This window comes from Falsirhodobacter sp. 1013 (genome assembly GCF_051195255.1).
GTDB lineage: Bacteria > Pseudomonadota > Alphaproteobacteria > Rhodobacterales > Rhodobacteraceae > Falsirhodobacter.
This window is the reverse complement of sequence record NZ_JBNJLK010000012.1, coordinates 26525-50108: the sequence shown is the minus strand read 5'-3', so window position 1 is coordinate 50108 and position 23584 is coordinate 26525. Positions and strand designations below refer to the sequence as shown.

The 23584-nt window shown below is 61.1% G+C and carries 26 protein-coding genes; 15 read left to right on the top strand and 11 right to left on the bottom strand.

What is annotated here, in order from left to right:
* Window positions 1-147 precede the first annotated feature (147 nt).
* The 7 genes from ACSHZY_RS14800 to ACSHZY_RS14770 all read left to right on the top strand — a co-directional run bounded on the left by ACSHZY_RS14800 (window position 148) and on the right by ACSHZY_RS14770 (window position 6190).
* Window positions 148-1347, top strand: coding sequence for a sensor histidine kinase (locus tag ACSHZY_RS14800; RefSeq protein ID WP_435170394.1), 1200 nt, complete (start codon window positions 148-150; stop codon window positions 1345-1347).
* A gap of 329 nt (window positions 1348-1676) precedes the next feature.
* Window positions 1677-2852: a zinc-dependent alcohol dehydrogenase gene (locus ACSHZY_RS14795; protein WP_435170392.1), complete on the top strand. Its 1176-nt coding sequence runs from the start codon at window positions 1677-1679 to the stop codon at window positions 2850-2852.
* Between the two features lie 451 nt (window positions 2853-3303).
* On the top strand, window positions 3304-3546 hold the full coding sequence (locus ACSHZY_RS14790; protein WP_435170390.1) for a FitA-like ribbon-helix-helix domain-containing protein: 243 nt from the start codon (window positions 3304-3306) through the stop codon (window positions 3544-3546).
* The gene (locus ACSHZY_RS14785) at window positions 3546-3965 is read left to right on the top strand and encodes a type II toxin-antitoxin system VapC family toxin (protein ID WP_435170389.1); all 420 of its coding nucleotides are present in this window, start codon (window positions 3546-3548) and stop codon (window positions 3963-3965) included. The genes ACSHZY_RS14790 and ACSHZY_RS14785 overlap by 1 nt, the downstream gene beginning before the upstream one ends.
* A 163-nt stretch (window positions 3966-4128) precedes the next feature.
* Window positions 4129-4638 carry a hypothetical protein gene (locus ACSHZY_RS14780; RefSeq protein ID WP_435170387.1) on the top strand — a complete coding sequence of 170 codons (510 nt, stop codon included), beginning with the start codon at window positions 4129-4131 and terminating at the stop codon, window positions 4636-4638.
* Between the two features lie 9 nt (window positions 4639-4647).
* The gene (locus ACSHZY_RS14775; RefSeq protein WP_435170385.1) at window positions 4648-5094 is read left to right on the top strand and encodes a DUF421 domain-containing protein; all 447 of its coding nucleotides are present in this window, start codon (window positions 4648-4650) and stop codon (window positions 5092-5094) included.
* Between the two features lie 265 nt (window positions 5095-5359).
* Entirely contained in the window at window positions 5360-6190 is an 831-nt protein-coding gene (locus ACSHZY_RS14770) for an SDR family NAD(P)-dependent oxidoreductase (protein ID WP_435170421.1), read from the top strand.
* Between the two features lie 146 nt (window positions 6191-6336).
* Here ACSHZY_RS14770 and ACSHZY_RS14765 read toward each other — a convergent pair whose 3' ends face one another.
* From ACSHZY_RS14765 to ACSHZY_RS14750, 4 genes are all read right to left on the bottom strand, one after another.
* A complete protein-coding gene (locus ACSHZY_RS14765) occupies window positions 6337-7434 on the bottom strand; it encodes a catalase family protein (protein ID WP_435170384.1) in 1098 nt (365 codons plus the stop codon).
* A 105-nt stretch (window positions 7435-7539) separates the two neighbouring features.
* Window positions 7540-8049: a DUF4142 domain-containing protein gene (locus ACSHZY_RS14760; protein ID WP_435170382.1), complete on the bottom strand. Its 510-nt coding sequence runs from the start codon at window positions 8047-8049 to the stop codon at window positions 7540-7542.
* A gap of 11 nt (window positions 8050-8060) precedes the next feature.
* The gene (locus ACSHZY_RS14755; RefSeq protein WP_435170381.1) at window positions 8061-9092 is read right to left on the bottom strand and encodes an alpha/beta hydrolase; all 1032 of its coding nucleotides are present in this window, start codon (window positions 9090-9092) and stop codon (window positions 8061-8063) included.
* Between the two features lie 18 nt (window positions 9093-9110).
* Entirely contained in the window at window positions 9111-10877 is a 1767-nt protein-coding gene (locus tag ACSHZY_RS14750) for a YbhB/YbcL family Raf kinase inhibitor-like protein (RefSeq protein WP_435170379.1), read from the bottom strand.
* 154 nt (window positions 10878-11031) lie between these two features.
* Between ACSHZY_RS14750 and ACSHZY_RS14745 the strand changes: the two genes are divergently transcribed.
* A complete protein-coding gene (locus ACSHZY_RS14745) occupies window positions 11032-12120 on the top strand; it encodes a catalase family protein (protein WP_435170377.1) in 1089 nt (362 codons plus the stop codon).
* A gap of 276 nt (window positions 12121-12396) precedes the next feature.
* Window positions 12397-13629 carry a GAF domain-containing sensor histidine kinase gene (locus tag ACSHZY_RS14740; protein WP_435170376.1) on the top strand — a complete coding sequence of 411 codons (1233 nt, stop codon included), beginning with the start codon at window positions 12397-12399 and terminating at the stop codon, window positions 13627-13629.
* Between the two features lie 107 nt (window positions 13630-13736).
* On the opposite strand, the gene ACSHZY_RS14735 is transcribed toward ACSHZY_RS14740, so the two are convergent.
* From ACSHZY_RS14735 to ACSHZY_RS14720, 4 genes are all read right to left on the bottom strand, one after another.
* A complete protein-coding gene (locus ACSHZY_RS14735; protein WP_435170374.1) occupies window positions 13737-14219 on the bottom strand; it encodes a RipA family octameric membrane protein in 483 nt (160 codons plus the stop codon).
* A gap of 102 nt (window positions 14220-14321) precedes the next feature.
* Window positions 14322-14756 (bottom strand): CYTH domain-containing protein, encoded by a 435-nt coding sequence (locus ACSHZY_RS14730; protein ID WP_435170373.1) that lies wholly within the window; start codon window positions 14754-14756, stop codon window positions 14322-14324.
* 83 nt (window positions 14757-14839) lie between these two features.
* Window positions 14840-15688 carry a YsnF/AvaK domain-containing protein gene (locus ACSHZY_RS14725; protein WP_435170372.1) on the bottom strand — a complete coding sequence of 283 codons (849 nt, stop codon included), beginning with the start codon at window positions 15686-15688 and terminating at the stop codon, window positions 14840-14842.
* A gap of 1 nt (window position 15689) precedes the next feature.
* Window positions 15690-16109, bottom strand: coding sequence for a YsnF/AvaK domain-containing protein (locus ACSHZY_RS14720; RefSeq protein WP_435170370.1), 420 nt, complete (start codon window positions 16107-16109; stop codon window positions 15690-15692).
* A 399-nt stretch (window positions 16110-16508) separates the two neighbouring features.
* Between ACSHZY_RS14720 and ACSHZY_RS14715 the strand changes: the two genes are divergently transcribed.
* On the top strand, window positions 16509-16886 hold the full coding sequence (locus ACSHZY_RS14715; protein WP_435170368.1) for a response regulator: 378 nt from the start codon (window positions 16509-16511) through the stop codon (window positions 16884-16886).
* Window positions 16887-17005: 119 nt separating this feature from the next.
* Window positions 17006-18088 carry an HWE histidine kinase domain-containing protein gene (locus tag ACSHZY_RS14710; RefSeq protein WP_435170367.1) on the top strand — a complete coding sequence of 361 codons (1083 nt, stop codon included), beginning with the start codon at window positions 17006-17008 and terminating at the stop codon, window positions 18086-18088.
* A gap of 88 nt (window positions 18089-18176) precedes the next feature.
* Here the strand turns inward: ACSHZY_RS14710 and ACSHZY_RS14705 are convergent, their stop codons facing one another.
* Together ACSHZY_RS14705 and ftrA are read right to left on the bottom strand one after the other, a co-directional pair.
* The gene (locus ACSHZY_RS14705; RefSeq protein WP_435170365.1) at window positions 18177-18638 is read right to left on the bottom strand and encodes a cupin domain-containing protein; all 462 of its coding nucleotides are present in this window, start codon (window positions 18636-18638) and stop codon (window positions 18177-18179) included.
* A gap of 43 nt (window positions 18639-18681) precedes the next feature.
* A complete protein-coding gene (ftrA, locus tag ACSHZY_RS14700) occupies window positions 18682-19770 on the bottom strand; it encodes a transcriptional regulator FtrA (protein WP_435170363.1) in 1089 nt (362 codons plus the stop codon).
* Between ftrA and ACSHZY_RS14695 the strand changes: the two genes are divergently transcribed.
* On the top strand, window positions 19769-20164 hold the full coding sequence (locus tag ACSHZY_RS14695; protein WP_435170361.1) for a rhodanese-like domain-containing protein: 396 nt from the start codon (window positions 19769-19771) through the stop codon (window positions 20162-20164). The genes ftrA and ACSHZY_RS14695 overlap by 2 nt on opposite strands.
* A complete protein-coding gene (locus ACSHZY_RS14690; RefSeq protein ID WP_435170360.1) occupies window positions 20161-20595 on the top strand; it encodes a GNAT family N-acetyltransferase in 435 nt (144 codons plus the stop codon). The genes ACSHZY_RS14695 and ACSHZY_RS14690 overlap by 4 nt, the downstream gene beginning before the upstream one ends.
* Window positions 20596-20672: 77 nt before the next feature.
* Here ACSHZY_RS14690 and ACSHZY_RS14685 read toward each other — a convergent pair whose 3' ends face one another.
* A complete protein-coding gene (locus ACSHZY_RS14685) occupies window positions 20673-21251 on the bottom strand; it encodes a TetR/AcrR family transcriptional regulator (RefSeq protein ID WP_435170358.1) in 579 nt (192 codons plus the stop codon).
* Between the two features lie 150 nt (window positions 21252-21401).
* Between ACSHZY_RS14685 and ACSHZY_RS14680 the strand changes: the two genes are divergently transcribed.
* Entirely contained in the window at window positions 21402-22508 is a 1107-nt protein-coding gene (locus ACSHZY_RS14680) for an alpha/beta fold hydrolase (RefSeq protein ID WP_435170357.1), read from the top strand.
* 35 nt (window positions 22509-22543) lie between these two features.
* Window positions 22544-23548 carry a hypothetical protein gene (locus ACSHZY_RS14675; protein ID WP_435170355.1) on the top strand — a complete coding sequence of 335 codons (1005 nt, stop codon included), beginning with the start codon at window positions 22544-22546 and terminating at the stop codon, window positions 23546-23548.
* The last annotated feature ends 36 nt before the right edge of the window (window positions 23549-23584 follow it).

Below are 23584 nucleotides of genomic sequence, written 5' to 3'. Positions count from 1 at the left end.
GGCATGTCAAAGCACTCATGATCGCCAAGCCTTCGGCGGGCATACGATTGAACAGGCGATGATGCTTGCACTTACCAGAAATGAGGGCCAATCCGAAGCCTGAACACTTTGTCCGAAACGGACTTCCTTTAAGGTTGCAAGATCACGATGTCCTCTGACACCCCCGAAATCAGGCCGCAGGACGCGGCGGTCGTGGAACCCGAGTTCGGTGCCAGCGTGGAAGACGAGCTATCCTGGCGCTTGCGCCAGCAGGAGATCCTGTCAGCGTTCGGGCTGTTCGCCCTTCGTTGCAAGGAACGGTTCGATCTTCTGGGAGAGGCGACACGGGCCTGCGCCGACGGGATGAACGTGGACTTGTGCAAGTATCTGGAACGCGACCGGGAGGATCCGTCGCGTCTTCTGGTATGTGCGGGCGTCGGGTGGAAGGACGGCGTCGTCGGGGTGGCCACACTCGGAGCCGATCTTGAAAGCCCGGCCGGCTATGCCTTCCACACCCGCCAGCCTGTGATCTCCAATCACCTGGAGGAAGAGACGCGTTTCCGTACACCTGTCCTGATGGTCGAACACGGCGTGCGTCGGGCCCTGAACGTTCCTGTCCGCGACGGTGCGGAGCCCTACGGGGTGCTGGAGGTCGACAGCACGCAGGACGGCAAGTTCAGCCACGACGACATCGCGTTCGTGCAGGCAATGGGCAATACGGTTGCCGTGGCACTGGAGAGGCTCCGCACGGCGGAGGAGCTGGAACGTGCGATGGAGCGCGAAAAGATGCTGGCGCACGAGATGCGGCACCGCATCAAGAACCTGTTCAGCGTGGTGTCGGGTGTGATGTCGATGTCCGAGCGCGAGGCACGGAAGTCGGGCGAGCCGGAGAATGCGCTTTCCCTGGCCCGCGAGCGTATCGGTGCTTTGGAGCGGGCCGCGGATATCGGACTGCATCAATCCGAGAGCGACCGGGCCGTCACGGTTATCCTGAACCCGATTGTGCTGTCCCGTTCGGTCTTGTCTCCCTACGGGGGGCAGGTGACGGTCGAGGGCGGGACAGGAGTGCTTGACGGAAGCCTCTCCACCCCCCTTGCGCTGCTGCTGCACGAACTGGCCACCAACTCGATCAAGTATGGCGCGCTTGGGTCCGGAGACGGCACGATCAGCGTTCATTGGAGCCAGACGGAGGGTCGAATGATCATGACGTGGGTGGAGGAAGGCGGTCCGCTGATCGATGCCGCTCCCGCCCATTCCGGTTTTGGTACAACACTCGTGACAGGGATCATCTCGGCTTCGGGCGGAGCGATGTCGACGGAATGGCTCCCGACCGGACTGCGGGTGACGGTGGAGTTTCCCGTAACGTAACGGGCTGGGGGCGGGGGAAGCGTGCCGTTCCCTTAACGTTTTGGACCATTGGCTTTTGTCGCATAAGGTGCGGCCTCCAGGCCCTTTCCTGCACATCGGGAAATTCATGTCGGTCGTCTTGCGCAACAACATCAGGACGACGGGCCGCGGGAACCGCCCGATCCTGTTCTTGCATGGCTTTGGGTGCGATCAGGCTGTTGTTTTCCGCCGGGTCACGTCTCGGTTAAAATCAACAGTCCACCAGTTTTGAGACACGGCCCCGCGGTCCAGCGGAACATCTTTACTCAGCTATCGTTGATCCGCCGTGAACTCAAGGTAGGGAGAATGGCATGCGTGCACTTTGCTGGCATGGAAAAGGTGACGTCAGGGTCGATACCGTGGCGGATCCCGAAATTAAGCACCCGCGGGACGCGATTATCAAAGTTACCGCCTGCGCGATTTGCGGGTCGGACCTTCACCTCTATGATGGATATCAACCGACGATGGAAAGCGGTGATATTCTTGGTCATGAGAACATGGGGGAGGTTGTGGCCCTGGGTTCCGAAGTCACCAATCTGAAGATTGGCGACCGGGTTGTCGTACCCTTCACTATCAGCTGCGGTGACTGCTGGTTCTGCAAAAAAGGCTTGTTCTCAGCCTGTGAACGCACGAATCCCAACGCCAAAATGGCAGCCAAAGCAATGGGCCATTCTCCCGCCGGACTGTTCGGTTTCAGCCATATGTTGGGCGGTTATTGTGGGGGACAGGCCGAATATCTACGGGTCCCCATGGCGGATTTTGGGCCTATTAAAGTTCCAGATAACATCACGGACGAACAGGCGCTGTTTCTCTCTGACATCTTCCCCACCGGATACATGGCTGCGGAGAATGCGCAGATTGAAGAAGGGGATACCGTGGCCATTTGGGGTTGCGGTCCAGTAGGACAATTCGCTATTCGCTCCGCCCTTATGATGGGGGCAGGTCGTGTTATTGCCATCGATGAGGTTCCCGAACGCTTGGCCATGGCAGTTGCGGGAGGCGCGGAAATAATTAATTTCGCGGATACCGACGTTTACGACGAGCTGCAGGCACGTACCAATGGGCGTGGTCCCGATAGTTGCATAGATGCGGTCGGCTGTGAGGCGTCCGGGCATGGAGGTGTTGACGCTGTAGTTGACAAGATCAAGGCGGCCACGTTGCTTGCCACAGACCGGGTTCATGTTCTGCGGCAAGCCATCATGAGTTGCCGTATGGGCGGCACAATCTCGATCCCTGGCGTCTATGTCGGCATGGGCGATAAGATACCTATCGGCGCGATGATGAACAAGGGATTAACAATCAAGACAGGCCAGACACATGTGCAGGCTTATACCCGGCCCCTGCTGGCAAAGATCGAAGCGGGCGAGATTGATCCCAGCTTCGTTGTTACCCACCCTGCCAGCCTTGAAGACGCGCCGGAAATGTATCGGAAATTCCGGGACAAAGAAGATGGTGTCATCAAGGTTGTGATGCGCCCGCATGGATAACTGATACCAAGCAGGCGGATCATGAGTGTAGCGGCCATAATCGCGATGGCCGTCAACACCGAAGGTGGAAAGGAATTCATCGGTGTTAAATTCCATCGAGACGTGACTCGGTGGGGTGCGAACGAAAAGTTGGACTATCTTGGAGATAGTTCATGTATTCCTATGAAAAGCGAATGTGCGCAGTTGAGCTTTACATCAAGCTCGGTGAACGCGTGTGGGCGACGATCCTTGACTTGGGGTATCCATCTAAGAATGCCTTGAAGATCTGAGCTACTCCTCGGAAATCGGACACTGAAGGAAGCTACGATCTGACGTTTTCTGGTCTTCAAGGACGAAGATCTCACGTTGTTCACTGCCGCGCTGCCTACACAAACATCCAGCGAGCAGCCGCGCTCTTGATTTCAATGCAATCATTGATTAATGTTGCCATTAAGACAGAGGGCGACTGACCATGGCAAGCATCACAATTCGCAACCTAGACGACGGCATCAAGCAGCGCTTACGTGTCCGAGCAGCCGAGCATGGGCGATCCATGGAAGAGGAAGCCCGCGAAATCCTGCGCGAGGTTGTCGCTGAGCCGCGCCAGCCGGTGAACCTCGCCGCCATGATCCGTTCTCGCGTGGCCGCTTACGGCGGTGCGGATCTCTCCCTGCCGCCTCGCGAAGCGATCCGTACCCCGCCCCGCTTCGACTGATGATCATCCTGGATACCAACGTCGTTTCGGAACTGCTGCGTCCGACGCCGGAGCCGCGCGTGCTGGACTGGCTAGCTGGACTGGATGGATCGCGCATTTACCTGACGACAATCACCGAGGCCGAGCTTCGCTATGGCGTGGCGATTATGGACGAAGGCAAGCGGCGTGATGGACTGACCAAGATGATCCACCAGATCGTGCGTGAGGACTTTGCCGGACGCGTCCTCCCCTTTGATAGTCCGGCCGCAGTCGCCTTTGCGAACATCGCCGCCATCCGCAGGGCTGCGGGCCGCGAACTTGCCCAAGCTGATGGTCAGATCGCCGCCATTGCATGCGTGTGGTCTGCCACCGTTGCCACCCGAAATATCCCGGACTTCACGGGCTGCGGCATTGACCTTATCAATCCTTGGAATGCCTGAGTGAACTTTGCCAAAATCGCGGAAGGGTGGGTGGGTGTCTGCGCGTCACCTGAAGTACGATAGTCCGCCATATGTTGCGGTTTTTCCGACGCGGTAGCTGCCCTGCGGAACCGCGCCATCCCCCGGGAAGTTTCGGAATGGCAGGCTATCCGGAGCGCACCTGATGAACGAGGACATCGTCATTCCACCGATGCGGGACGACGGCCTTCAATTGGAGGAGCATCGTCGGCTTCAAAGGCGGTTCTGGACCTTCCAGCGCGTGGCCTGGTCCGTATTTGGCTTCGTCTGCGTGATCGCGCTGCTGGGTTTCACGGGCAGCGGCGGCGTCTTTCAAAAACAGACGGTCCGCTTCGACAACGCCGTCGTGGAGGTGCCGCGCGTCACCCGGTGGGAAGCGTCCGACGACCTTTCCATCCGCTTCGCCGGCATGGAGGTTCCGCCCGAGATCATCCTTTCGCAACCGTTCTTCGATCTGTTCTCGATCGAACGGATCCAGCCCGAGCCGCGGGAAACCGTCTTGATGTCGTCGGCTCAACGCCTGCGGTTCGCGACGGAAGGCGCGCCGCCGCACGAGGTTTCTATTGGCATGCGATCCGTGCATTTCGGTTGGGCCCGCTTCGACATGACCATCGGCGGCGAGACGCGGATGGTGAACATCCTCGTCCTTCCCTGAGAGGTTCGAATGGACTCCGTCATCCGCGGCTTGGCCGTCTACCTCGTTCTGCTTGTGGTCGCCCGCTTGTCGGGGCGCCGCACCCTGGCGCAATCCACGCCGTTCGACTTCGTCCTCCTGCTGATCATCGCCGAGACGACGCAGCAGGCGTTGCTGGGCGACGATTTCTCGATCGTGAACGCGTTCGTTCTCATCGTCACGCTGTTTGCCGCAGACGTGTCGCTCGCGTTCCTCAAGGGAAGATCGGCACGGTTGGCACTTTGGCTGGATGGTGCGCCGACAGTACTCATCAGCGGCGGAAAAATCGACCAGGAAGCTTTCCGCCGCGCGCGGGTGAGCGTAGCGGACGTGCTCGAGGCTGCCCGGGCGCAGCAGGGGGTCGGAACATTGGACAGGATCGACGCCGCCGTACTGGAAACCAGCGGGGGCATCAGCATCATCCTCAAGGACGACTGAACAAGAGTCCTCTCATCTCCGTTACCGTCTGCAAAAAGATCAACGGTTGATTGATGAATCGCTGAATGCACGACCGCCTTGTCGATCACGGCAGACGCGCAAGCACGAGGGTGTGGTTACGGGGTTGGCCCTTCCGTCTTACGATGTGGGCTGATTATGCTGACCCCGGACATCGTCGATTGGAATGCCAAGACGGTACCTCGCTCTCCACCGAATTTCCCATCATTCCTCTCGTGATCACCGGATAAGGAACTTCCCCTTGGAGGTGTTGTTGAAGATGCATCCGCAGGAGATTGCCATGACTATCACAGAAGCAAGGCCATTCGCCGTCATCACCGGAGGCTCAAATGGCATCGGTCTGGAGCTGGCGCGCCAGTTCTTGGACGCTGGACATGATATCCTGATCGCCGCACAAGATCGGGATCATCTGGACGCCGCCGCTGCTGCGCTGGCGAGCCATAAGGGGACAGTCACAATCCATGCGAGCGATCTGTCTACCGAGAATGGGGTGCGAAGCCTCTATGACGCCTTGGATGGCCGCGATGTCGACGTCTTGTGCCTGAACGCAGGCATCGGCCTTGGCGGGCCCTTCGCGGAAACCGATCTCGAACATGAATTCCAACTCATCGACCTGAACGTCCGCGGCACGGTCCACCTGACGAAGTTGGTGCTGCGTGACATGGTGAAACGAAACACGGGAAAACTGCTTTTCACCTCGTCCATCTCGGCCAGCCACGTGACCCCGTTCGAGGCGGTCTACGGGGCATCCAAGGTCTTCCTGCGCTGGTTCGGGGAGGCACTGCGCAATGAATTGAAAGATACGGACATCGGCGTCACCGTATTGATGCCGAATGCGACCGAGACCGATTTCTTCACGCGTGCCGACATGCTGGACACCCGCATCGGCGCGTCGGACAAGGACGATCCCACGATGGTCGCGAAGGCCGCGTTCGAGGCCCTCATGGCTGACAAGCACAAGGTCGTGCCCGGTGCCAAGAACAAGATCCTGACAGGCATCCTGGATGCAGCGCCTGCGCAGGTCGGCGCGGGCTTCCATCGCAAGCTGGCGGAGCCGGGCTCGGCTGACAAGGGCTGAATGCGAGCCCCTGCGTCATCCTTCGGCGATCATGTCCCTGCGGCATGGCTTTGGTGTCGTCTTGATAATGCACATGATGGGCGCAGTCATCCGCCCGCCGCATGTCCGGGACATGGGCGGGCGGGCGTTCCGACCTGTAGGGCCCGTCAGGTCAGGTCAGGTCGGGGCAGGGTCACGGTCGCCGGCTCGTGGATGGGGCAGCCGTTCGTGCGGGCGCGGAAACCGCTCGACATCTCGTAGGTTGCCCGGCGCACCCTATTGACGGAGCCTAGGGGCCGATGCGCCTCCAGCCCCGTCCAGACGGAAAAGCGCAGCGTCTCGTCCACGATCGCGGCACGCGCCTCGCTCCATCCCGGCTGGGGGGCCGCGCGCAGAATGGCCACCGACCGGAAGGGAGAGATCTCCTCGCCCCAGAGGACGGTCGGATCCTCTACCGGCATCTTTTCCAGATCGCGGCACAACTGCACGCGCAGGTCCCATTCGCACGGCCCCTTCGCCGCATCCTGGGCGATCGTCTCGCGAAGGGCGTCGGGGCGGCCTTTGGCATTGATCATCTCCCCCGTGTGGCGGGTAAGGGTCTGCGACACCGGGACAAGCGACAGCTTCGCCACGTGATCGCCAAAGCGGAAGGCCGTCTGCGTGTAATACGTTTCCCCAAGGGGGTGGACGTTGGGCGCGCCGCCCATCGTCTTCAGGGTCGCGCTTTCCCCGCCCACCGCCTCCAGGGCCCGTTCGGTGCCGCGAAGCACTGCCGATAGCGCCTTCTTCGCCCATTCGGCGCGGTCGGTCGTCTTGGCCAGCAACTTCAGGTTCTTCAGGAACGATGCCGCATCCGGCGCGCTGAAGACGGGGCCGTTCACCATGATGAAGTCCTGCGTGCGTCCTTCCGCACCTTCCAGCCGGGGGCCGTCGACATTCATGATCTTCAGGGCCACACCGCGCGGGACCGAGATGCTGTCGGCAAGAATGTCGCCGGGATTGGTGGAAATCCGCAAGACGGCCGGATGGCGGCCGGGATTGGCAAACAGACCTTGCGCCAGTTCGGAGGGCAGATCCGCACGCACCTCCAGCTCCGCCTCGATCAGACCGTGGCTCTTGGCGTGGACGGCCCGCACCGCGTGACCGTAATCGGCCGAGGTCGTGTCCAGAATGTCTTTCAGTACGGCGTTCAGGCCAGCGATTGTCTCGGCTTCGTCATCCGGGATCTGTTCGATGTCCGGTGTGTAGTAAATGGGGGGCTGCATCGGATCCTCGGGCTGCGGCGTGCGTGGCGGAAGGGGGTCATCTTCGGCGGCGACCCGCCGAGGATGTGAAGAAGCCGCCTCGTTTCGGGGGCGGCCTGCCGTGGATCAGGGCATCGCCACAAGATGGTCGATATGCGTCTTGTGCTCCTTCAGCACCGGCAGAGTCGTCTCGGCGAACTTCTGAAGGTCGGTGCCTTGGCCCGACGCGGCGAAGGTCGTGAACAGAGTCACGGCCTCGGCATGTCCGACGGCCTGCATCTCCTTGTAGAGCATGTCGAATTCCGCCCCCTCGGCCTCGGTCAGAAGGGCAAGCATCGCGGTGTGCTTTGGTGACAGCTCCTCCGGCACCGGCGTGTCGCCGGCGGCCGCGTGCATGTCCTCGCCCGCCTTGGTGTGGTCGGCGATCATGTCGGCGGCAAAGGTCTTCAGATCCTCCGACGTGGCTTTTTCCTGTGCCATCTCGCTCGACTGGATCTCGAACATGTTGGAGCTTGCGGCCTGTTTCACGAAAGCGGCCGGCGGGACGTCGATGACGGCCACGGGCAGGGTCGTGTCCTGCGCGAAACCGGCGACGGGAAGCAGGGCCAGCGACAGGGCGAGTGCGGAACGTTTCATGGGCGATCTCCTCAATTCTCGGCCGCGTCGAAGGCGGCGTTCAGGCCGGTGATGGCCATGTCGTTGGCCTCTTTCGCGGCGCCGACGACCTTGCCCATGCCGAAGAATTCATGCGTGACCCCGGTGAACACGCGGGACTCGACGGGAACGCCATCCTCTTCCATGGCCTTGGCCAGCGCTTCGCCTTCCGACCGCAGCGGGTCCAGTTCGGCCAGGATCACGGTGGTGGAGGGCAGGCCTTCGAAGCTCTCGTGTCCCAGAAGATTCACGCGCGTGTCCGCCGCCTGATCCGGAGAGGTGAAGACGTGCCGGATGAACCATTCCATGTCCGCCTTGCCCAGCGGCACCTGTTCGGCATTCTCGGTATAGGACGGGGTCGTCGTGTCGTTGCCGGCGATGGGATAGACCAGCAGTTCGTGCACCGGCAGTGTCGCCTCACGCTCCCGCGCCATCAGCGACACGTTGGCCGCCAGGTTGGCACCGGCGCTTTCGCCCGCGACGGCCACGCGGCTGGCATCCCCGTTGAAGCTGGCCGCGTTCTCCATCACCCAGGAATAGGCGTTCCACGCATCCTCATGCGCGGCGGGGAACATGTGCTCGGGCGCGTGGCGGTAGTCCACGGACACCGTGATCGCCTTCGTGCCATGCGTCAGGGAACGCGGAGTGGCGTCGTAGGTGTTCAGGTCCGCGATGACCCAGCCGCCGCCGTGATAGTAGACGATGACGGGGAAGGGGCCTTCGCCTTCGGGGATGTAAAGGCGGGCGGGCAGGGGGCCGTTCGCTGTCGGGATGGTGATGTCGCGCGTGGCGATCTGCCCTTCGGGCGCCGAGGGGATGCGGTTCGTCCACTGGACCGCCTTGGCGGCATCGGCCGGAGAGGCCTGCATCCGGGCCTCCCCGACGTCCAGCGTGTGCACGGGCTTCGCGCCCAGTTCGGACAGCTTGTCCAGTACGGCTTTCATGTCCTGGGAAGGCTCGGCCCAGATCGGCAGGGCGGTGGTGGCGACCAGTGCGGCGGCACAGGTCATGGCGCGGATCAGCATGGAATTCTCCGTCAGGGGTTACTTGTCGTAGGTTCCGACGATCTCGCCCTTGGCAAGAACGTGGTTGCGCAGGGCGTCCAGCACGGCCGCCCGATCCGCGGCGGGATCAAGGCCAAGCGTGGGCACGTCCAGCGCGAAGATCTGGAAGTGATAGTTGTGCGGACCATCGGTCGCCGGCGGGTTCGGGCCGGTGTAGCCGGTGGAGCCGGTCGAATTGGTGCCCTGCTTCATGCCGGCCGGATCGGGCAGGGAGGCTTCGGTGGGCATGCCTTCACGCAACGCCGTCACCGTTGCCGGGATGTCATAGGCGATCCAGTGTGTCGTGGGCTTGCGGCTGGCCGCGTCCGGATCATCCGCGATGATGACATAGGACTGCGTGCCTTCCGGCGCACCCGACCATTGCAGGGGCGGAGAGGCGTTGTCGCCATTTCGGGTGAACGCCTCGGCGACGCCCTCGTTCGCCTTGAAGGCGGAGGTGACCACAAGCGTGCCTTCCGCCTCGACGGCGTCGATCGCGACGGGCTGGGGCGCAGGGTCCATCAAGGCATTGGGAGCAGGGGCGCCCGGTCCGCCGGCGGCAGGCGTGTCGGAACTGACCCGGTAGATGATGCCCTGGCTATCATCGGCCACGAAGATCGCGCCATCGGCGCCGACAGCCACACCCGTGGGCCGTCCAAGATAGCCCCAGGCGTCGTTTTGCTGCACCAAGAAGCCCGAAAGGACGGGTTCCACCGATACGGGCTGCCCGCGTTCGTAATTGATGCGCACCACCTCGTAGCCCGAGGGCGGCCGACGGTTCCAGGATCCGCGCATCGCCACAAGGGCATCGCCCTTCCATTCGGGGAACATGGCACCGTCATAGAACGCCATCTGCATCGGCGCCGCGTGCGGGGTGTAGCCCAGCTTCGGTTCTTCCGACATGGCGGCCCAAGTCTCGAGGCTGGTGCCGGGGGGCGGATTGTCCTGGGGGTTGGCCTCGCCCATGCCGAAGATAAAGGGCCAGCCGTAGTTCTTGCCCTGCCGGATGTGGTTCAGTTCCTCGATCTGCGCCTCGTCGCCCAGCCAGTCGATGCCGTGGTCGATCCCCCACAGCTGGCCAGAGGCGGGTTCCCAGTCGAAGCCGATGGTGTTGCGCAGCCCGCTGGCGAAGATCGTGCGACTGCTGCCGTCAGGCTCCGCCCGCAGCATGGTGGCGTTTTCGGGGTTCGGCTCGGGACAGGCGTTGCAGGTGCTGCCCGCGGAGATGTAGAGCTTGCCATCCGGTCCCACCGCCAGCGTGCGGTTGGGATGCTGCCCCGCATCAGGCAGGTCGGTGATGATGCGGGTCAGGGGGCCGAAGGTGCCGTCCGCCGCCACATCTGCCACGTAGACGTCGTTGACGGTGGCCAGGAACACCCTGTCACCATCGAAAGCGATCCCGTGCATCCCGGCGCGGCTGGCCACCGTGACCGGCGCCTCCGCCTGCCCGTCTCCATCCTCGTCCCTCAACATGACGACATCGCCCACGCTGCGCCGCGTGGCATAGAGGATACCCGCATCCGACACGGCCAGCATGCGCGGATTGGTGAGGCCCCGGGCGAACACCTCCACCCGCGCGCCATCGGGGGCGGTGATCATTCCCGTCAACTGCGCATCATCCGCCACATCGATGGGTGAGGGTTCAAGGATGGAACCCTGCACGGTCACGTCCGAATACATGCCGGACTGGCCGACAGGTTGAGCGAAGGAGGCCAAGGGAACCAGTATCCCCGCCATCAGTATCGGAGCAGAACGTCGGGCGGGCATGGCAAGCTCCTCGATAATGGTTCATTCGCCTTTGAAGCGCGGGCGATCTATTATTGTTCCTCAGGATTGGTGCGGGGCGGAACTCGATCCACCGATTTCCACTTGGTTTCTCGAGACGGACATCCTGTCCTGTCGTCGCACAAGGATCCGAGGATTGACCCAGGCACCCCTTTCCTATCATCCCGGCATCGAGACGCCCGAGGCCGACGAGCAGGCCACGATCGACGGGATCATCGAAGGCATGACCGACCAGAGCCGCACGGTGCAGGAGCGGGAGGGCCATGCCGTCCGCGCCAGCCACGCCAAGTCCACCGCGCTCGTGACCGGCACGCTGGAGATCGCGCCGGACCTGCCACCCGAACTGGCCCAGGGGCTGTTCGCCGCGCCGGGCACCCTTCCGGTGGCCGTCCGCTTCGCGCAGGGACCGGGAGAGCGGCTCGGCGATCGCGTGTCCACCCATCGCGGCATGTCGGTCAAGGTGTTCGGGGCGACGGGCGAGAAGCTTGCCGGACATGCGGGCGACACGCAGGACTTCGTCCTTGCCAGCGGTGCGACCTTTCCGTCCAGCACCGCGAAGGGCTTCCTGCGGGACGGCACCGTGATCGGAAAGTCGACGGGCCTTCCCGAGGGGGTGAAAAGCGCTGTGTCCCTTGCCGCGCGCAACTTCAACCGCGTCCTGAACGCCGTCGGGGCGAACAGCCCGAAGGCGGATTTTTTCGGGCATCCGTTCTCCCACCCGCTGTCGGAACCCTATTACAGCCAGGCCCCGCTGCGTTTTGGCGCGCATGTCGCGAAGATCGCCGCGTTTCCGGTGGGCGCGGCGCAGGAGGCCTTGTCGGACTGGCGGCTGGACCCGCACGAGGACGAGGACGGCTTCCGCCATGCCACCGTCGCCCATTTCGCCCGGCACGACGTCACGTTCGAGATCCGCGTCCAGCTCTGGACGGATGCGGACACGCAACCCATCGAGGACGCGTCGGTGGAATGGTCCGAAGAGGAATCCCCCTATCGGACCGTGGCCGTTCTTCAACTGCCGCGCCAAGACGCCTACAGCCCAGCCCGTCAGGATTTCTTCCACGAGCGGATGACGTTCCGCCCGGCGCACGCCTTGCGGGATCATCAGCCGCTGGGATCCGTTATGCGGGCGCGTCTGCAGGTCTATGCCGCCCTGTCGGACTTCCGGCACGAAGAGAACGGCATCGTGGCGGTGAACCCGGTCAAGATTGAAGAGGTGCCGGTTTGAACTTTGCCGGGGGAAAAGCAGTCTTGTGAATTCGATCGGGACTTGGCGGGTGACAAGGCTGCGTTGCCTTATACTGACCATGACCTCCCATAAAACATCTGGTCAACGAATGCATGACCGAGCATGTGGCGCAGGATGCGGCATGCTCCCCAATCACGTACGGATATGACGTGTGAGGCATGACCTTCTGTTCCAGCGAAAGACATTGGGATATAAGAACGGGAAGATTGAAAGGGCCCGTGCCTGAGAGCGCAATTCCCCTGATCTGCAATGGTGATGAGTGTGAACGATCGCGAAAGTTTCGACGCTGATGAGGCTGTTGGTCAGTCCGGTAAAGTGGACGGACACGACTTCCGTGCCGATATCGTCGCCGTGCGCGACAATGTGTCGGTTCAGACGATGCTCGAAACCGTCTGCATGGCGACCGGGCTGCGTTTTGCGGCGATCGCTCGCGTGAACGAGCAACGTTGGATCACTTGCAGTGCCGTCGACTACCTCGACTTTGGCTTGACGCCCGGCGACGAACTCGCGGTGGAATCCACCCTTTGTCACGAGATCCGTCAGCATACGTCCGAAATTGTCATAAACGACGTTCGGTCCGATGATGTCTATTGCGATCATCACACCCCCAAAATTTATGGTTTCCGAAGCTACCTCTCGATCCCCATCCTTCGCCCTGATGGCACGTTCTTCGGCACGCTGTGCGCCTTGGATCCGGAGCCAAACCAGCTGCTCGACAATCGCATCCTCAAAATGGTCCGCCTATTCGCGCAGTTGATCGGCGACAGCCTGCACGCTGAAGACAAGCTTCTGGAAACTCGAGGGGAGCTTGCGAAAGAGCGCCACCTCGCAGACGTGCAGGAGCAATTTCTGGCGATCCTTGCTCACGATCTGCGCAACCCTGTGGCGGCGATCCGCTCGGGTTTGCGGATACTGGCACGTCACGCGGACCCGCAGGCGAAAGAGACGATTAGCCTGATGGATGCCACAGCGCGACGCATGGCCGATCTCGTGAACAACCTCATGGATCACGCGCGCAACAGACTGGGCGGCGGCATTGTCCTGGTTCGATCCAAGAATGCCGATCTTGCCGGAATGCTGAACCTGATTGTCGCCGAGTTTCGCGCCGTGGCCCCTGATCATGGTATCCACGCGACCATCGACATCCCGCACCCCGTCGATTGTGACCGCGCCCGTATCGCGCAACTGCTCTCAAATCTTTTGGGCAACGCCATCACGCATGGTGCCCAGGATCGCCCGATCCAGGTGTCCGCCCGTGTGGTCGACGGCATGTTCCGACTGCAAGTCGCCAACGAAGGCAAGGCCATTCCCGAGGGCAGGCTTTCCGACCTGTTTCTGCCTTTCAAGAGGGGCGGCGACACGTCGAGCCGGGAGGGCCTGGGCCTTGGCCTCTATATTGCAGCGGAAATAGCCAAGGCGCATGGCGGCGCGGTGTCTGTTGTTTCGGATGACACTAAAACAGTCTTCACGTTTGCAATGCCGTGCTGAAGTAGACAATCAAGCTTTACTCTTGTTACATCACGCAAGCATCAGACAAATATAGACTATATCTGGTTTCAATAATCTGTCATATGTTATTGAAACGCAGACGCTTCTTATTCGCCGCCTACAAATAGGCCGATCGACACGGTCGCCAGATAGATCCACGTGACGATGAAGATCCACGGGGAGCGGGTCGCGAAGCGTGAGCCCCGGTAGAAGTTGGACTTCAGGGTGGGATCGGACGGCGCGTCCTCATCATCGTTCTGGGTGGGCCAGTAGCTCGCAAGATCGCGCTTTTGCGCCATCAGCGCGTTCTGCCGGTCGTGCCAGCGGTCGATCACTTGATACGAGCTTTTGATCGACCGCTGGGCATCGATCGACAGCACCAGCCCCAGAAGGGTCATCGGAAGCGGGACAAGCAAGAGAAAAATCCCGGGCTTCGACCATCCGGCGCTCATGGACGACGCATAGGCGATGATCAGGAACGACTGCGCCGAGAGATACTCCCCCAATCGGCTGGACAGCATCTGGGACTCAAAATGGATCTCCTGCCGGTAGACTGAAAGCCTTCGGCCATTCTCTTCATGGTCGTCCATAGACGTTTCACTCATCGTTCATCCTCACCCGTTCTGCGCCCTAGCAATCCTTAGGAGCTTTGCGATCGCCCCTTCTCCAAGATGGGCAGCAGCCGACAAAGCCTACGCTCCGAAGCGGGCATCCGTGGTGATTTCGCGACCTGCCCAGGCTGGCATTACCAAAGGATAGTCCTCGCGGGGAAGCTCCACGTCGGTCGTTACGAAGCCGGCCAACGCGCCGAGGTATTCGTCAACCTGCCAGGTAACTCCGGCTACTTCGACATAGTGGCGGTTCTTCTCGATTGCAGTAGTTGATGCAAAGTCGTTGATCATCGCCTGAGCATGCGGAGCATCCAGATCTAGGTGATACTCGCTCCGGCTGCAGCCATGGCGCTGTCCTTTGAACGTCAGGATGGCCTTGGCATCGCAGATGCGGATCCAGGCCTTGCCGGTTTCGAACGTTGCGATCAGATGGTCGGTGATGTGCCATGTCCGCCGGACGCCTGCGCGCCATGCGTCCGTCTTGATGAGAAACTTGCGTTCGATTTCAACCGGCATGAACGTCCTCGGGTTTGCCGTCACACATATCAATGGAAAAGGGCCGGATGAACCGGCCCCTTGCGTAAATTCGGAAGAAACGCTCAGAGCGGCTTCTTCGGCTGACCCAGATCGTCACGATCGTCGTCGATCTCCACTTCCGTATGACGCACGCTGTCGGAGATGGTTTCGCGGTGGGTATCGCTGGTCTTGCGCAGACCGATCTCTTCCACGACACGCGCGTCTTTCGAGACGACGGCCTCTTCGCGATATTCTTCGGCCTCGATGGTCCGGTCGCGGAAGTCTTCGTCTACGACTGCTGCACGGTCGACGGGGCGGCGCTCCAGCTCGACATGGTCCTCGCGCAGCTCAACGCTTTCGCTGACCGGCTCTTCCACCGTGTAGGCACGCACACGCACATGGCCGCGGCTTGCGTCGCGCTTACCGACCCGTAGCCGCTCTTCCACGACGGGAATGGTGGCGTCATCGGTCAGATGGTCGGTGGTGGATGCCAACGTCGGCGAACCCGCACCTGCGGTCGCGTAGGAGCTAGCCCCGTAGCCACCCCAGCCTTCGGAGCGCCAGCTTTCCTCGCGCTCATCGAGGTTGACCGTGCCTTCGTCATCCAGAATGGCCTGAGCGGCATCGTATTCTGCATCGGTCAGGCCGGTCACGGTGACCAGATAACCACCGCGCGACAGCCCTTCCGCGTAGGAATAGCGATCTTCATCCGGGAAGAAGTAGTCGCCAAGCTTGTCCCAGAAGCCCTTGTTGTGGTCCGGATCCGACACGGTGCCGGTGGTGGTTTCCGTTCCTTCCACAGTGCGGATCTGGGAGGAGGCAATACCCACTTCGCGCAGCCGCTCGATGGCGCGTTCCGCGTCGGACTGGCTGTCGAACAAGGAGGAGATCGTCGTATTGCCGACGGTGTCGATATCAGTGTTGTAGGTCATATCAGGTCTCTTTCTCTTTTGGAAAAGGTGAGGAGTCTGGGGCGTCCTGAGGGGGCAACCGCTCGATGGATGCGGTCTGACGACGGATGGTGACCGGCACGTCGGAAGTCTCGCGATGCATGACGCGGCGGATGTGGATTTCTTCACGGACATAGAGTTCGCGCGTCACAATCAGTCGCTCTTCCACGACAGGAACGATCGTCAGATCTCCCTCCGTCACGACCTCGGGGGCGCGATCCACACGACGGTCCATCGGAACACGGGTAACCTCGACATGGACATCTGCCAGATCGACAGGAACCATGGTTTCGACAGCTTCGGTGTGGGTGCTGACCCGCACCCGTCCCGTGATCCGCTTCTCGGCGGTCACGGTAGCCGTCTCCTTCATCAGAGGAAGGACGTTCTTCGGCTCATCAGCCATCGCATCACCCTCTGGTCACCGGGGAAGCAACGGGGGAGCAGGTAAAGCCGTTCCCTAATCAGAACGGACATTCGCATCCATCGGCGGAATTCGCCGGGAGCGCAGGAGTGGATGTTTGCGCTTGATGCCTGAGGACGAAATCAGGTCTGTCGGGTGTGGTGCAAACAGGCAAGGTCACACAACCACGCGCTGCCAAATGGCTGGGGCACCTACTCGTAAAGACTCTGCCTCACCATTTGCACCGCGAGAGTGCAAGATTGTTTAATCGTTTGCGCGAGAAAAAAATCGGTTGCCCTGCATATTCATGCGAAACACTTTATACGGGTATGCTGGCGGAACATCTGTCCTGCCGATCTGTTCGCCAGGTCATCCGTCTGCTGTGTTCGATAAAGGCTGTCTATGACTTACCGCATCCTGATCGTCGAAGACGAGGCTCTGATCGGGCTCGATCTTGCCACTGCTTTCGAGGATGAAGGCTTCGAGACGGTGGGTGTGGCGAGTGACCTGCCGACGGCCCTGCAGATGGCAGAAAAAGGCGGCATCGATCTTGCGACCATGGATGTCCAACTGGCGCGCAATACCGATGGCGTGGAGACCGCGATCAAGCTGTGGGAATTGCATGCGATCCGGTCGGTCTTCGTCAGCGGCAGCCTTGATCCGAAGACCCGTACCTGTGCGGCCGCAGCCCGGCCCATAGGGTTCATCAACAAGCCGATAGGGTCGGAGGCTGTGGTGGCTTTCGTGAAAAAACACTTCAGCGCGGAAAACGGGGCATAGAGACGTCTGCCGTCACATTTAAAGCGTACATTCCATCGGATTGCGCTGATGCTGCAAATGCCTGATATAAAGAAGAGAAAGGCGCGGACATCACGCGGCCTAATCGGAGAGCCAAGCGTATGTCCGATCCTCTGGCGTTTCTCGATCTGAACATCCCGATGGCCCGCCGTGTCGCGGAGCATAACTGGGCATCCACATCTCTTGGGCCGATCGAGTCCTGGCCGGCCGTCCTGAAGATTACCGTCAGCCTGACGCTGCGTTCGGGCTTTGCCAAATGCCTGTGCTGGGGGCCGGATCACATCGCAATCTACAACGATGCCTTCGTGCCGACCCTGGGCGACAAGGGCGACTGTCTCGGATTGCCGTTCTCGCTGATCTGGCAAGAGGCGTGGGACGTCATCGGGCCGATTACGGCAAAGGCTCTGGCCGGGGAGGCGACCTTCATCAAGGACTTCCCGATGAAAGTGCGTCGGGATGCCAGCGGTATGGCAGAGGCCTTTTTCACCTTCTCCTACAGCCCTGTGGTGGATGAGAACGGCACGGTCTGCGGGTTCATGGACACTGTCATCGAGACCACCGATCGGGTGCGGTTTGAACGGCGGGCTGCCATCAGCAATCGTGAACTGGTTCACCGCGCCAAGAACTCTTACGCTCTTGTCACGGCCATCGTACGGCAGATTGCAAGACAGGCGACTTCCATTGAGGAGTATCGCGACAAGCTGGTGCGACGCATCACGGACATGGGCCATGCCCAGGATGTCCTGTCGCTGAAAGCGGGCGGCAAAGCGAACGTGACGGATGTGGTCCAGCACATGCGCGAACGGATCGACGGGATAGGGGCACGCATCTCCTTGTCCGGTCCGGATGTCGCGCTGAGCGACGAGGAGACGTTCGCCCTGACCCTGGCCCTTTTCGAATTGGCGACCAATTCTGCGAAATACGGTGCGCTGTCTTCCGAGCAGGGACTCATCTCGGTCGACTGGTCCCTGACCGACGCACAACCTGCCACCTTCACCTTCTGTTGGAAGGAGCAGGGAGGGCCGCCGGTCGTGTCTCCGCAACGACGAGGCTTTGGCAGCTTTCTCGTGCAACAGTTGCTGGCGGCCGAGTTCGGCGGTGAGGTCCGGGTCGAGTATCCGAAAGACGGTGTGATTTGCCATCTGACCTGTCCGCGGGAGGTTCCTTTGGCGGACCACTGCTGAGGGAAAACCGTTATTTAATAAACATAATTATGTTACAATATAACATAAAGCTTTTGAATAATTGTAGCCTATAGCCCAAAGCTGACCCTCACGGTATAGTAAGAAGAGTCGGCGTGTCTGCTCTGTCGCCGCGAGACGTAGGTGCCGAGATCACCAGGAAGATGACGTCCGAGGCGCTGTCGTTCCGGGCCTGATGAGGGGATTTCGCAGGAATTTCGATGCCGGCGCGCGCGGGCACGACATGGGTCGTTCCGTTCAGCTCCATCGTCAGGTCGCCGGAGAGAACGTAGAAGAACTGCCTCGCCTTATGATGATAATGACGAATCTCTTTCGTGTTCGCAGGCATCCGCTCTTCAATGATGAGAAGGTCGCTTCCTGAAGCCAGAACCCAGCCGTCGCAATTACCACCCCATATGTAATGTTCTGCTGTTTGTGTGCTGATCATCGGCGGACCTTCGGAGTAACTATGGTCGTCCCCTATGGGCTTTGCACATGCTGATGCAACGGCATTCTGCCGCGCAATGCCGGATAGAAAGGTCAGCTTAGTCATCCCAACGCGGCCAAGCGCAACTGGAGCACCGAGCCAAGAGGCGTTATACAAGAGGGACTTTTTCCGTCGAAAGAAAGTGTCGCCGGTAGGCTGCGGGTGGTAGGCCAGCCCGAGTGCGAAAGTGGTGACGCAACGTATGGGCTGAGCCAAACCCGACGGCCTCTGCAACCGCCCCGACGCCCAGACGGCCCCCACATAGCAAGGCCTTGGCGGCTTCCACACGTTCCGCAGTCAGCCAGTCTGCGGGTGTCATGCCAGTCGCGTCCCGGAAGCGGCGGAGGAAGGTGCGAGGACTCATCCCGCATTCCGCCGCCATCCGATCGATCCGCCAGTCTTGGTCCAGCATTTTGCGCATCCGGTCGAGGAGGGGCGCGATCTGCCCGCCTTTGTGCAAGGGCACAGGCCGTTCGAGAAATTGAGCCTGCCCGCCCGTCCGATGAGCTGGGACGACAAGGCGGCGGGCGACCGAGTTGGCGGCCTCGGCTCCGAAATCCTGTTTCACGATTTCGATCAGCAGGTCGATCCCGGCTGCGCTTCCGGCAGAGGTGAACACCTGACCGTGGCAGCGGTAGAGCGATGCGGCGTCCACCTCGATCATGGGAAATCGGGCGCGGAGCACATCGGCATAGCGCCAGTGGGTAGCGGCCACCGCTCCGTCCAGAAGCCCGGTCGCCGCCAGAACGAAGGCGCCCGAGCAGATCGACACCAAACGCGCACCGCGGGCATGTGCCGCACGAAGTCGATCCGACAGCGCTTCGGGCACGTCAACCTCCGCACCCTTCCACCCCGGCACCACGATGATATCGGCCTCGTCCAGCAGATCCGGCCCCCGGTCGGGCGTCAGGGTGAAACCGCCATGTGCGCGCAATGGTCCGGGCTCGATCGCGCTACTGGCAAAGCGATACCAACCCGGCCCCATCTCGGGCCGGTCTAGACCGAACACCTCGGCCACGATCCCGAATTCGAACGTGCAGAGGCCATCGTAAAGGAGGGCTGTGACCAGAGGTCCCGTCGTCTTGGGGCGCGGAGACAGGTTTGGCGTGATATTTACGGATACTGTCATTTCCGCCAATTGCCACAAAAGCCGCCGCCGGGCCATACCGTCACGACATTCGAGAAAGGCTATGTCCATGACCTCCGCCGTTACCGCGATCCCCGCCGCCCCGAGCGATGCCGCACGAGAGCATTTCGCCGTCGAGTTCACGTTCGAGACGGACTGCTGGGACGTTCATCACGCCCTGTCAAAAGAACCGGACTTCATCCTGCTGGATGTTCGCAGCCCCTCCCTCTATGCCGCAGGGCACATTCCCGGCGCGGTGCTTCTTCCGCATGGCAAGATCACCCGCTCGAAGATGAGCGCGTGGCCGGACGGCACCTTGTTCGTGACCTATTGCGCCGGACCTCACTGCAACGGGGCGGCGCGCGGTGCGCTGCGGCTGGCCGAACTGGGACGTCCTGTGAAGATCATGGCAGGCGGTATAACCGGATGGCTTGATGAAGGCTTCGAGTTGGCGACGGACGAATGATCCTCCGGCAGGCGGCACCGGACGACGGTACTCAACTCCTGCTAATGATCGGGGATCACGCCGCCTTCGAGCATGGTGTGGCGACGTTGTCAGCATGGGCTTTGAAGCAGGTGCTGCAGAACCCTGATCCCCCGGTTTATCTGTTCGTGGCAGAGAGCGAGAAGTTGGTCGGCTATGCCGCGCTGACATTCGATTACGCGATCTGGCATGGAGCCCGGACGGGGCATCTGGATTGCCTGTTCGTGACCGCGTCACACCGGGGGCTGGGGATCGGCAGCCGTCTACTGCAACTCGTCACGCGGGCCGCACGGGATGCGGGGGCCACCTGGCTGGAATGGCAAACGCCACGCTGGAACATCGACGCGGCGGAGTTCTACCTGCGAAACGGTGCAGATCGATTGGACAAGGAGCGGTTTCGCTTGTCGCTGTGAAGGTCCGGTTTGTCACATGATCGTCGTCCAGAGCCCGAAGCTACCATTGAGCGTCATGAAGATGAGCGGCCGCCTGATCATATTGCTGCGCCAAGCCAACCAACAATCAAAGCTGTAAAATCGTCCACGGCGGCTTGCTTGGTGACTTGCCCCCTGACCATGGCGTCGGAGAGCGCTTCTCCCGCGCCGATGATGCCGATGCAGCGGCGCGTCACAACCTCGGCTGACAGGGGCGAGAGCGGCGTCAGAGCCGCCGAGAAGAACGCGGCGTGACCTTCCAGCATTTCGCTGCGGGCGGCATCCATATCGGCATCGCCCTTCAGGGCAGCACCGATTGCATGCCATTCGAGACCGATATCTTCATGACAGTTCATGTAGGCCATGGCGAGCACCTCCGACACGTCGCCAAGGGTCGGCGGGGTCTCTTTAAGCGCATCGGCAAGCGCCTGTGTCTGGCGGTCCATGATCCCTTTGTAGAGCGCAATCATAAGGCCGGGCCGCGTTGCGAAGTGGTTGTAGGCAATCGGTCGGCTGACCCCGGCTTTCTCTGCAAGCGTTCCCAGGGTCAGGGCATCCGTGCCGTTTTCAAGCACGATCCGGCGAGCTGTTTCCAGAAGCTGGGTGCGGCGATCTGTTTTCGTTTTCTTCTGTGGCATCATCTATCCGGCTTGACGTGATCCCTCGGCATCACATAGTTACGAAATGTAACTTACATATTGTAGCACGCATGTGTGTCGGATGCCATTGCCTATACGATGCGTCTCTGTCGCATCTGCGTGCCAGCGATCAACCTGAGGATCACGCTAATGTTCAACATTTCCCGTAGGTTCCTGATGATGGGTTTGGGTGCGGTGGCGCTCTCTGCCAGCTTGCCCGCCATGGCCCGACAGGTCGCGATGCCGGCTGTCCGGATGATCCGGACGAACGGGATCGATCTGGCTGTCTACGAGGCCGGTTCCGGTCCCGCCGTAGTGCTGCTGCACGGCTTTCCCGGTCTGGCATATACGTGGCGTCACCAGATCCCTGCACTGGTCGCTGCCGGATACCGCGTCATCGCGCCGGATTTGCGCGGCTATGGGCTGAGCGACCGCCCCGAGCCGCTCGAGGCTTATGACCTTGCCCACCTTACGGGCGATATCGTCGGGATGCTTGACGAACTCGGGATCGAGCAGGCTATCTTCGTGGGGCATGACTGGGGCGGGCTGTTGTCTTGGCAGTTGCCGCTGTTCCATCTCCAGCGGGTCCGCGGCGTGGTGTCCTTCAATACGCCGCATATTCCGCATTGGATGCTGTGGCTGCACCCCGCGCTGGTCGATCCGGTGCTGCCTGAGGGCCACAATTTTGTCGCCGATCCACGTAAGGACCCGATCGCGCAGATGCGTGAGGTGTTCAGCCCCGACATGTATGTGCTGATGTTCCAGAATGGCCATGCCGCCGACGACATCATGAACACGGATCCGCGGGCAGCGTTGCGCGGTGCTCTGCGTAAAGATCTTGGCGGACCGGAGGGCTGGCCGGACCTTCCGATGGTGATCAAGAACATGGAATATTACGGGCAACCTGCACCGGCGCAACTGCCCGGTCAGGATGTGCTGACGGCCGATGAGCTCGACTTCTACGTCAGGCATTACGAGCGCACGGGCTTTACCCCCGCGAACAACTGGTATCGTAACATCTCGCGCAACTGGGAAGCAGGCCTGAATGTTGATCAGGCCATCCATGTGCCGTCACTGATGATCTCGGCGGCCAATGATGTGGTGCTTCAGGCTGCCATGACGGACGGGATGGAGGCCTACGTTCCTGACCTCGAAAAGCATGTCGTCAAGGATTGCTGGCACTGGACGCCCGAAGAAAAGCCCGAGGAATCCAACGCGCTGCTTCTCTCGTGGCTCAACCGCCGCTTCCCCGCCTGATTTCGCCAACGAACGCATTCAAAGGAGATTTGACCATGGCAGATAAAGTGCTTTTCGCCGGAGGTTCCGGTGTGGTGGGGCAAAGGGCGGCAAAAGCCTTTCGCGCCCGGCATCCAGATGTCCCGTTTCTGATTGGCGGGCGGGATCTTGGCAAGGCGGAGGCGATTGCAAAGCTTCTCGGCAACGCCGAGGCGGTCCAGATTGATACGGGGCTGCCCCGTCTTGGGCTGGAACAGGATGTCCCACTCTTGGCGATCGCAATGATGGTTCCGGATGCCGGTTTACATGGCATGCGATTGGCGCAGGATCTTGGCATTCCGTATCTGAGCATCGGCAACTGGTTGCTGGATGTGGGGGCGGAGATGGCCCAGTTCATTCGTCAGCCGGCTGCTGCACCCATCGTGCTGGCCAGTCACTGGCATGGCGGGCCGACGACCTTTCTGGCCCTGAAGACCGCTCAGGGCCTCGACAGCGTGACGTCGATCAGGATCGCCGTGGTCGTCGACGATCAGGATGAAACAGGACCGGCGGCCATCGAGGATATGGACGCCGGAGCTTCAGGCTCCTTCGGTGTTCAGGCCTACGAGGGCGGCAAGCGCGTCTGGCTGAACGGGGACGCGACCCGCAGCACGCTCGCCACGCTGGACGGTCGCACGTTGGCAGGGACAGCGTTTGCGCCCTATGACATTGCCGGCCTTGCGGCAGCGACCGCTGCGAGAAGTATCCGAATGAATCTTGGAATGGGGGCGTCCTCGAGCCGCCTGCGGCGTGACGGTGTCGGAACCGAGGTTTTGCTGGACATCGAGGGTGAGATCGGGGGCCAACAGGTGTTAAGGCATTCGACCTTTGAATTCACCAAAGGTCAGGCAACGCTCACCGGTATCAGCACCGCGCTATCCCTATCGACCGTGCTCGGCCTGGAGGAGAATGACCGCTCCGCGCCGGGTCTCTATTTCCCCGAGACGCTTATGGACCCGGACTGGTTTCTCGAACAACTCCGGCAGGCAGGTGCGACATGTGAGGTTGGAGACGGGGCCTGAACGTCGGCTTAGTCCATCCTCGATCTACCGGGGCAT

Excerpts from the sequence above, each read along its gene's own strand:
- ACSHZY_RS14800 (WP_435170394.1), top strand. The coding sequence starts at position 148 with ATGTCCTCTGACACCCCCGAAATCAGGCCGCAGGACGCGGCGGTCGTG.
- ACSHZY_RS14795 (WP_435170392.1), top strand. The coding sequence starts at position 1,677 with ATGCGTGCACTTTGCTGGCATGGAAAAGGTGACGTCAGGGTCGATACC.
- ACSHZY_RS14790 (WP_435170390.1), top strand. The coding sequence starts at position 3,304 with ATGGCAAGCATCACAATTCGCAACCTAGACGACGGCATCAAGCAGCGC.
- ACSHZY_RS14785 (WP_435170389.1), top strand. The coding sequence starts at position 3,546 with ATGATCATCCTGGATACCAACGTCGTTTCGGAACTGCTGCGTCCGACG.
- ACSHZY_RS14780 (WP_435170387.1), top strand. The coding sequence starts at position 4,129 with ATGAACGAGGACATCGTCATTCCACCGATGCGGGACGACGGCCTTCAA.
- ACSHZY_RS14775 (WP_435170385.1), top strand. The coding sequence starts at position 4,648 with ATGGACTCCGTCATCCGCGGCTTGGCCGTCTACCTCGTTCTGCTTGTG.
- ACSHZY_RS14765 (WP_435170384.1), bottom strand. The coding sequence starts at position 7,434 with ATGCAGCCCCCCATTTACTACACACCGGACATCGAACAGATCCCGGAT.
- ACSHZY_RS14760 (WP_435170382.1), bottom strand. The coding sequence starts at position 8,049 with ATGAAACGTTCCGCACTCGCCCTGTCGCTGGCCCTGCTTCCCGTCGCC.
- ACSHZY_RS14755 (WP_435170381.1), bottom strand. The coding sequence starts at position 9,092 with ATGCTGATCCGCGCCATGACCTGTGCCGCCGCACTGGTCGCCACCACC.
- ACSHZY_RS14750 (WP_435170379.1), bottom strand. The coding sequence starts at position 10,877 with ATGCCCGCCCGACGTTCTGCTCCGATACTGATGGCGGGGATACTGGTT.
- ACSHZY_RS14740 (WP_435170376.1), top strand. The coding sequence starts at position 12,397 with ATGAGTGTGAACGATCGCGAAAGTTTCGACGCTGATGAGGCTGTTGGT.
- ACSHZY_RS14735 (WP_435170374.1), bottom strand. The coding sequence starts at position 14,219 with ATGGACGACCATGAAGAGAATGGCCGAAGGCTTTCAGTCTACCGGCAG.
- ACSHZY_RS14730 (WP_435170373.1), bottom strand. The coding sequence starts at position 14,756 with ATGCCGGTTGAAATCGAACGCAAGTTTCTCATCAAGACGGACGCATGG.
- ACSHZY_RS14725 (WP_435170372.1), bottom strand. The coding sequence starts at position 15,688 with ATGACCTACAACACTGATATCGACACCGTCGGCAATACGACGATCTCC.
- ACSHZY_RS14720 (WP_435170370.1), bottom strand. The coding sequence starts at position 16,109 with ATGGCTGATGAGCCGAAGAACGTCCTTCCTCTGATGAAGGAGACGGCT.
- ACSHZY_RS14715 (WP_435170368.1), top strand. The coding sequence starts at position 16,509 with ATGACTTACCGCATCCTGATCGTCGAAGACGAGGCTCTGATCGGGCTC.
- ACSHZY_RS14710 (WP_435170367.1), top strand. The coding sequence starts at position 17,006 with ATGTCCGATCCTCTGGCGTTTCTCGATCTGAACATCCCGATGGCCCGC.
- ACSHZY_RS14705 (WP_435170365.1), bottom strand. The coding sequence starts at position 18,638 with ATGACTAAGCTGACCTTTCTATCCGGCATTGCGCGGCAGAATGCCGTT.
- ACSHZY_RS14695 (WP_435170361.1), top strand. The coding sequence starts at position 19,769 with ATGACCTCCGCCGTTACCGCGATCCCCGCCGCCCCGAGCGATGCCGCA.
- ftrA (WP_435170363.1), bottom strand. The coding sequence starts at position 19,770 with ATGGACATAGCCTTTCTCGAATGTCGTGACGGTATGGCCCGGCGGCGG.
- ACSHZY_RS14690 (WP_435170360.1), top strand. The coding sequence starts at position 20,161 with ATGATCCTCCGGCAGGCGGCACCGGACGACGGTACTCAACTCCTGCTA.
- ACSHZY_RS14685 (WP_435170358.1), bottom strand. The coding sequence starts at position 21,251 with ATGCCACAGAAGAAAACGAAAACAGATCGCCGCACCCAGCTTCTGGAA.
- ACSHZY_RS14680 (WP_435170357.1), top strand. The coding sequence starts at position 21,402 with ATGTTCAACATTTCCCGTAGGTTCCTGATGATGGGTTTGGGTGCGGTG.
- ACSHZY_RS14675 (WP_435170355.1), top strand. The coding sequence starts at position 22,544 with ATGGCAGATAAAGTGCTTTTCGCCGGAGGTTCCGGTGTGGTGGGGCAA.